Source organism: Candidatus Pantoea symbiotica (genome assembly GCF_056491525.1).
In genome coordinates this window covers 946,980-953,898 of sequence record NZ_JBSZHR010000003.1, presented here as the reverse complement: position 1 = coordinate 953,898, position 6,919 = coordinate 946,980, and the positions used below count along the sequence as shown (strand labels likewise).

At 56.7% G+C, this 6,919-nt stretch carries 6 protein-coding genes; 3 read left to right on the top strand and 3 right to left on the bottom strand.

What is annotated here, in order from left to right:
- Positions 1-31 precede the first annotated feature (31 nt).
- On the top strand, positions 32-1,732 hold the full coding sequence (locus tag ACXIZX_RS25045; RefSeq protein WP_479405381.1) for an ABC-F family ATP-binding cassette domain-containing protein: 1,701 nt from the start codon (positions 32-34) through the stop codon (positions 1,730-1,732).
- A gap of 26 nt (positions 1,733-1,758) precedes the next feature.
- On the opposite strand, the gene ACXIZX_RS25040 is transcribed toward ACXIZX_RS25045, so the two are convergent.
- From ACXIZX_RS25040 to ACXIZX_RS25030, 3 genes are read right to left on the bottom strand one after another with little or no spacing between them, the layout of a single operon-like run.
- Positions 1,759-2,550: an anti-sigma factor family protein gene (locus tag ACXIZX_RS25040; protein WP_479405380.1), complete on the bottom strand. Its 792-nt coding sequence runs from the start codon at positions 2,548-2,550 to the stop codon at positions 1,759-1,761.
- A complete protein-coding gene (locus tag ACXIZX_RS25035) occupies positions 2,547-3,062 on the bottom strand; it encodes a sigma-70 family RNA polymerase sigma factor (RefSeq protein ID WP_479405399.1) in 516 nt (171 codons plus the stop codon). Before ACXIZX_RS25035 ends, ACXIZX_RS25040 begins: the two co-directional genes overlap by 4 nt.
- 27 nt (positions 3,063-3,089) lie before the next feature.
- Entirely contained in the window at positions 3,090-3,626 is a 537-nt protein-coding gene (locus ACXIZX_RS25030; protein WP_154157487.1) for a tetratricopeptide repeat protein, read from the bottom strand.
- Positions 3,627-3,809: 183 nt separating this feature from the next.
- Here ACXIZX_RS25030 and ACXIZX_RS25025 point away from each other — a divergent pair, with 183 nt between their 5' ends.
- Together ACXIZX_RS25025 and ACXIZX_RS25020 are read left to right on the top strand one after the other, a co-directional pair.
- Positions 3,810-4,985 (top strand): efflux RND transporter periplasmic adaptor subunit, encoded by a 1,176-nt coding sequence (locus ACXIZX_RS25025; protein ID WP_479405379.1) that lies wholly within the window; start codon positions 3,810-3,812, stop codon positions 4,983-4,985.
- Entirely contained in the window at positions 4,982-6,919 is a 1,938-nt protein-coding gene (locus tag ACXIZX_RS25020) for a MacB family efflux pump subunit (RefSeq protein ID WP_479405378.1), read from the top strand. Before ACXIZX_RS25025 ends, ACXIZX_RS25020 begins: the two co-directional genes overlap by 4 nt.

Sequence of the window (6,919 nt, the reverse complement as noted above, 5' to 3'; positions counted from 1 at the left end):
CTTTTTGCGCCTGCAACTTATGAGTAAGCACATGAGCACATTATTATCCGCCCACGCTGTCGGCTTCGATAACGCCTTCGGCACGCTGTTTCACGATATCCATTTCAGCCTGAAAAAAGGCGATCGCATCGGTTTGCTGGGTGATAACGGCACCGGTAAAAGTACCTTATTGAAAATCCTCAGTGGCGATCTGGAACCTAGCCACGGCAGCGTTACATCGGCTAATCTCTGTTTACTGGCGCGCATCGAGCAGCATCTGCCTGCAGAACTGCATAATGATTCGCTGCTGAATGGCGTAATGGCGCGCCTGCCGGAACAAAGTGATCGCTGGCGTGCCGAAGCGCTGTTGGGCAGCCTGGGTTTCACGGCTGAGCAACAAGCGCAAACCGCTGCGACTCTGAGCGGTGGCCAGCATATGCGCCTGCTGCTGGCGCGCGCGCTGATCCTGCAACCGGATCTGCTGCTGCTCGATGAACCCAGCAACCACCTCGATCTGCCGACGCTGTTGTGGCTGGAGAATTTCCTTAACGGCTGGAGCGGCAGCTTCGTACTGGTTTCCCATGACAGCACCTTGCTCGATCGGGTGACCAACTGCAGCTGGATTCTGCGCGATCGCGGTCTGCAATTCTTCCGTCTGCCCTGCAGCGCGGCGCGTCAGGCGCTGGATGAGCAGGATGAAGCGGATGCGCAGCGTCATCAGGCTGAGCAAAGGGAGATTGAGCGCGTCGAGAAAAGCGCCAAACGTCTGGCGATTTGGGGCCGCACTTACGATAACGAAGGGTTGTCGCGCAAGGCGCAGCAGATGGAGAAGCGCGCCGGTTGGTTGAAAGAGGCACAAACCACGCTGAGCGAAGGATCGTTGTGGCGGCTGCAACTGCAAGGTGAAGCGCTGGATGCCAATCGCGTTTTAGCGTTGCCGGAGATGTCGATTCATCCAGCCGATGACGCGCCAGCTCTGTTTTCACTGCCGATGTTGCAGGTGAAAAGTGGCGATCGCGTAGCGATAGTTGGCCGCAACGGTTGTGGTAAATCGTCGCTGCTACGGCATTTGTGGGGTGAATATCAACACACAGATAGCCCGCTGTTTCATCCTCGCGCGCGCCTCGGCTATTACGATCAAAGTCTGCATCAGCTGCATGATGAGGAAACGCTGAGTGACGCGCTGGCGCATTTTGCTCCGCTCAGCGATGAGCAGCGCAAGATGGCGCTAATCGGCGCAGGTTTTACGTATCTGCGTCATCATCAGTTGATTGGCTCACTCAGCGGCGGCGAGCGTTCGCGCTTGCTGTTTGTTGGGCTGACGCTGGCGCGTTATTCGCTGCTGCTGCTCGATGAGCCCACCAACCATCTGGATATGGTGGGCAAAGAGGAGCTGGCAGAAGCGCTCAACCAGTTCGACGGCGCGGTGTTGCTGGTGTCGCACGATCGTCAATTAATCGCCAACAGCTGCAACCGTTTCTGGCTGATTGAAGATCAAAAACTCAGCGAATGGCACGATTTTGACGCGGTGACCGAGCGCATGCGTGCTGAGCAGGCAATAGCAACGTCTGATTCTGTCGCACCTGCTGCAACGGCAACAGCGTGGGATGAAGATGCGTTGCTGCTGGCGCTGCTGGAGGTAGAAAGCAAGTTGGATGAGGATCTGGCGCGCAAGCCGAAGCATCAGAAACCCGCGTTGCAGGCGCAGTGGCGTGAGGAGATTGCGTTGCTGAAAGCCAAGCTGGAGCTGTAATGAAAGGGTCGCCATGAATGGCGACCCTACGCCAGCATTGCCTGTATTAATGCCTGCGCGGTCTTTTTCAACTGCTGCGCAGGATTTCGGCCAATCAGTACATATTGATATCCCGCTTTGTGCCACCACACCACATTCATTCCCTGTCGTTTCTCCTGCGCCAAATCGGTGGTTTGCTGATGATCTTCGCGCGAAATACACAGCGCCATCGGACCGTAGCTGCTGTGATTCCAGGCAATCTGCGTAATCAGCGCATCGTCATAACGCAGCATGCGCACACTCTTCAGCGTCGCTTCCGGCAGCGTTAACTGCGCTGGCGTGAAATGCAGATCGAGATCGCGCGCGGTACGCGCCAGCGATTGCTGCAACACCAGCGGTGAACTGTCGACGTCGGCCAGCGTTTCCGCGCTGTACAGCGACATATATTGTGCTTCCAGCTCGCGGATCTTTTCGCTTTCGCCCTGCTCAGCTTTGATTGCCGGTCGCGCCAGAAAACCGATACTGCTGCCCACCAGCAAAAAACTCACCGAAGCGGCGATCAGCGCGCGGCGGCTGACCTGCGGCGCGGACGGCGTCGTTGCCAGCAGATGCGCTAAGCGCGGTGCCATGCGCTCAAGCGGTGCGTCATCCAGCATTGGCGCAAAGGCCTCAGCAAAAGGTTGATTGCTCTTCATCAACTCGGCAGTGCGTGCCGACAGCGCTTCACTGCGCTTGAGTTCATTCTCAAACGCCAGCGCTTCATCCGCGCGCATCTCGCCATCCAGCCAGGCGACGATGGCCTCGTCCGCATAAGGCGAACTAAAACGTGCAGCCTTCACAAACGTTTCTCCTGTCCAGCCGGGCGCAAAGTGGCTGCGCTGGCTAAGGTAGTGCGCGCCGCCGCAAGGCGACTCATGATGGTGCCAATCGGCACCGCCAACGTATCGGCGGCTTCCTGATAGGTGAATCCTTCGACGTAAACCAGGAACACCGCGTTGCGCTGCGCTTCGGGCAACTGACTCACCCGCTGCATCACTTTGGCGTATTGCTGACGTTGCTCATCATGCGGTTGCTGATCCGCAGCAACAAGCTCGTCGCAGTCGACAAAGCCTTGCCCGAGGCGCACCCGCTGCGCGCGCAGTTCGTTGATCCACACCGAATGCAGCACGCTAAACAGCCAGCGATCAATACGCGTGCCGGGCGTGTACTGGGCGCTGCGTTCCAGCGCCCGGACGCAGGTAGATTGCACCAGTTCTTCGGCGACATCGCGGTTGCGTGACAGCACCATGGCGTAGCGCCACAGGCGGGCCAGATGCGCCGCTAAATGCTGGCGGACTTCAGTGCTAGTGATGTTTTCGTCCTCTAAGCGCGGCGTTCATCAGGCTTCCGGATGGCCCTGAATCGCGGCGTTGAGATCGCGGTACTCTTCGCAATCCACGCCACACAGCGATTTAATGATGGTGAGCTGCTCTTTCGCCAGATCCGGCCGCCCTTTGATCATCCAGGCTTCACCCAGATATTCGCGCACTTTGGCATATTTCGGATCGAGCGCGATCGATTTCTGATAATAGGCCATGCCTTCGTCGGTTTTACCCAGTTTACGCGTGGCATAACCGCGATAGTTCCAGGCTTCTTTGGTGTTCTGATTATGCAGCGTATCCAGCAAGTTGATCGCCGCTTGATATTCGCCCTTTTTCGCCAGGTGATAAGCGTAATTGGTTTTGTCGCTGTCGCTCAGCATGCTGGTTTTCTCCGGCACGCAGGATTTAGATTTGCTGTCATAAACCTGGCCTTTCGGGCAATCCGGCGTCTTTTTGTCGCTGTCATCATCGCCCATTGCCAGTGCTGCAGGCGCATGCAGCGTCATTAGTAATACGGGCAGCGCTAACCAGCGTAACTTCATCATCGTATTCATGGTTAATCCTCATGGCGTGTCATGGATGGAACTCAAGCTGAGGCAAACAGTGACTCAGATACGCTGTAAACAACTCAGCCGCCCTTTCTATTCGGAAAAATTTAAAGTTTTTTTTAACATGAGAATTTTCTCCAGTTTGTTCCCTGAAGTGATTATGATTCTCACTTCATAAAAGGGACGCTTATGCTCAATATCTCGAAAAAGTGGCTATTCGCCACGCTCGCTGCCGTCATTCTCCTGCTGTTGGTCTGGCACTACGCCGGTTCACGCAACAAACCCAACGCGGTGGTCACCGCCGAGGTGCGCCAGGGCAATATCGAAAACGTGATTGCCGCCACCGGCAAAATGGATGCGATTGAACGCGTCAACGTCGGTGCGCAGGTTTCCGGGCAGGTAAAAAAGCTTTATATCAAAGCGGGCGATAGCGTCAGCAAAGGCCAGCTGATTGCCGAGATTGACGACCAGCCACAGCGCAGCGATTTACGTAATGCGCAAGCGGCGCTGAGCGTGGCGCAGGCCGATCTGGAAACCCGCGAAGCTGCGCTGGTTCGACAGCAAGCGCAATATCAGCGCTTGCAGCAGATGATCAAAACCAATGCGATCTCGCGTCAGGATTTTGACACCGCCGAAGAAGACTGGCGCAGCGCACGCGCAGAACTGACGGCGCAAAAAGCGCGCGTGATTCAGGCGCAGATTGAGGTAGACAAGAAGCAACTCGATCTCGGCTATACCCGCATCATGGCGCCCATGGACGGCACGGTCATCGCTATTGTCACTAAGCAAGGTCAAACGGTGAACGCGGTGCAAACGGCGCCGACCATCGCCAAGCTGGCGCAACTCGGTACCATGACGATTAAAGTGCAGATTTCCGAAGCCGACATCAACAATGTGCAGCCCGGCCAGCAAGCGTGGTTCACCACCTTCTCCAATCCGGACAAGCGCTACAACGCCACGCTGCGCAGCCTCGAACTGGCACCGGAATCGGTAATGAAAGATGACGCGCTGATGGGCAATAGCGAGAGCACGTCGAGCAGCACCACCAATGCGGCCGTTTACTACCACGCCCTGCTTGATGTGCCAAACCCGGACAACGCGTTACGTATCTCCATGACCGCGCAGGTCAATCTCATCCGTGATGCGGTGAAAGATGCGTTGCTGGTGCCGGTGCAGGCGACGAAGAAAGATGCCGACGGCAAAACCTACGTGGAAGTCCCGGATCAGGATAACCAAGCGGTGAAACGCATCATCACCACCGGCATCACTGACAGCGTTGATATTCAGGTGCTGAGCGGCTTAAAAGCCGGTGAGAAAGTGATCCTTGCCACGCAGACGGCGGGCGCTGACAAGGTGGTGATGTGAATATCATCGAACTGAAAAACATTCAGCGCAGCTATGTTAACGGTTCGCAATATCTGCATGTGCTGAAGGATATTAACCTGAGTATCGCCAGCGGCGAGCTGGTGGCGATTATCGGGCCGTCCGGTTCGGGTAAATCAACGCTGCTGAACATCCTCGGCTGCCTTGATGCGCCAGATAGCGGCGACTATTTGATTGGTGGTCAGAACACCGCCACGCTGTCGCCGGATGCATTGGCGAAAGTACGCCGCGAACACATCGGCTTTATCTTCCAGCGCTACCATCTGATGCCGGATCTTAGCGCCCTGAGCAACGTTGAAATCCCATCTATTTACGCCAATCTGCAGGGCAAAGCGCGGCTGCAGCGCGCGGCAGATCTGCTGGCACGTTTAGGTTTGCAGGGCCGCGAGCATCACAAACCGGGTGAGTTGTCCGGCGGCCAGCAGCAGCGCGTCAGTATTGCGCGCGCACTGATTAACGGTGCCGAAATCATTCTTGCCGATGAACCGACCGGCGCGCTGGATTCGCACTCCGGCGAAGAGGTGCTGCGCATCCTGCACGATCTCAATCGCGAAGGTCACACGGTGATCATCGTGACGCATGACATGAAAGTGGCGCAGCACGCCGATCGCATTATTGAGATTCAGGACGGCGAGATTTTTGCCGACAGCGGCCGCAAACCGGATGCCAACCGCGCGCAATATATACCCGCCGCGCGCAAAAGTCAGAGCAAGCTGCGCGGCTTTCTCGACCGCTTACGTGAATCATTGCGCATGGCGCTGAATGCCATGAACGCGCATCGGCTGCGCACCGCGCTGACCATGACCGGGATTATTTTTGGCATCGCGGCGGTGGTTACCGTAGTGGCGCTCGGCCAGGGCGCACGGCAAAAAACGCTGGAGAGTATTTCCGGGCTCGGCACTAACGTGGTGTCGATTTATGCCGGCGGTGATTTCGTTGAGGATGAAGCGCATCCGGTGCTGACGCTGGTCATGTCGGATGCCGACGTGATTGGGCGTCAGCAGTTTGTTGCGGCGGTCAGTCCGGAGATGATCGCCAATCAGCCGATTCGCTATCTCTCCAACTCCTCAAAAACCTCGGTGTACGGCGTCGGCAAAGAGTACTTCCAGATTCAGGGCATCAAACTGCTGGAAGGCAGCAACTTCAGCGATGAACGTCACGCGCGTCAGGAGATCATCATTGATACCAACACGCGCAACAAACTGTTCGGCGAAAACGGCGACAGCCCGATTGGCAAAATGATCGTGTTGGGTTCGGTGCCGGTGCGGGTGATTGGCGTGGCGGATAATAACGATGGTATGTCGCCCAATCGCCTCAGCGTGTGGCTGCCGTGGAGCACCGTGATGTATCGCATCAGCGGGCAAACCGCGCTCACCAGCATCAGCATTAAACTCAAGGACGATGTGGTAAGCGGCCCGGCGGTGGAATCGCTGACGCAACTATTGACCGCGCGTCACGGCACCAAAGATTTCCTGGTGTTCAATCGCGACAAATATCGTAAAGCGATTGAAGACGCCGCCGCAACGTTAACGTTGCTGATTCTTCTGGTCGCCTCGATTGCGCTGATGATTGGCAGCATCGGCGTGATGAACATCATGCTGGTGTCGGTAACGGAGCGTACCCATGAAATCGGCGTGCGCATGGCGGTGGGCGCGCGACGCGGCGACATCATGCAGCAGTTTATGATCGAAGCGGTTTTAGTCTGTCTGGTGGGCGGATCGCTCGGCGTCGCGCTGGCGCTGGTGATTGGACCGATTATCAGCCTGCTGGCGGGCGGTATGATTACGGCGATCTTCTCGTGGCAATCGGCGGGCGCAGCCTTTGCCTGCTCCACCATCATCGGCATGATTTTTGGTTATCTGCCGGCGCGCAAAGCCGCACGCATGGATCCGGTAGCAGCGTTAGCCAGCGAATAA

Coding starts and splice junctions, on each gene's coding strand:
- ACXIZX_RS25045 (WP_479405381.1), top strand. CDS start 32: ATGAGCACATTATTATCCGCCCACGCTGTCGGCTTCGATAACGCCTTC.
- ACXIZX_RS25030 (WP_154157487.1), bottom strand. CDS start 3,626: ATGAATACGATGATGAAGTTACGCTGGTTAGCGCTGCCCGTATTACTA.
- ACXIZX_RS25025 (WP_479405379.1), top strand. CDS start 3,810: ATGCTCAATATCTCGAAAAAGTGGCTATTCGCCACGCTCGCTGCCGTC.